The sequence below is a fragment of the Ruoffia tabacinasalis genome (assembly GCF_042652985.1).
In the GTDB taxonomy this organism is placed as follows: Bacteria; Bacillota; Bacilli; order Lactobacillales; family Aerococcaceae; genus Ruoffia; species Ruoffia tabacinasalis.
Window position 1 is genome coordinate 1 of the sequence record NZ_JBHSHQ010000080.1, and the last position, 568, is coordinate 568.

Below are 568 nucleotides of genomic sequence, written 5' to 3' on the forward strand. Positions count from 1 at the left end.
CGTAGCTGGAGTCTTTTTTTGTTGCCATGGGGTGTAAGTTTCTCCCGTTTTGATGAGCATGTAGACTATTCTGAGTAATTTATGGGCCAAAGCCACCACTCCTTTACCTTTCTGTTTGCGCTCACTAAACTTAAAATAAATCGCTCGGAATTCTTGGTGATTCGATCGACCAGCTGTCAGTCCCGCTCGACAAAGAGCCGCTTTGAGATAGCGATTACCTCGCGTCGTTTTTGACCCATATTGAATGCCAGCTGATTCATAACTCCCTGGACATAAGCCCGCCCACGAAGCGAGTCGCTCAACGGTTTCGAAGGTCTCCACGGTCGGTCCAACTTCTGCGATGACCACTTGAGCCGTTGTTTGACTGATGCCAGGAATTTCTAGGAGCCGAAGATACAGGTCTTCATAAGGTTGAAGATGTTCTTCAATGAGTTGCTCACATTCCTTAATTTCATCAGTCAAACGTCGAATGGTCGCTAATTCAAGCTGGAGAAGTTGCCGGTTAATCGTCGTTAAGGAGCCATTCATCGCCTCAAATAATTGCCGAGGACTCGCGTGAACTCTTTTG

1 protein-coding gene is annotated in these 568 nt (G+C 46.8%); it reads right to left on the reverse strand.

From position 1 onward, the window contains the following. On the reverse strand, positions 1 to 568 hold a 568-nt coding region (locus ACFO5Y_RS11690; protein ID WP_380706736.1), incomplete at both ends, for a transposase.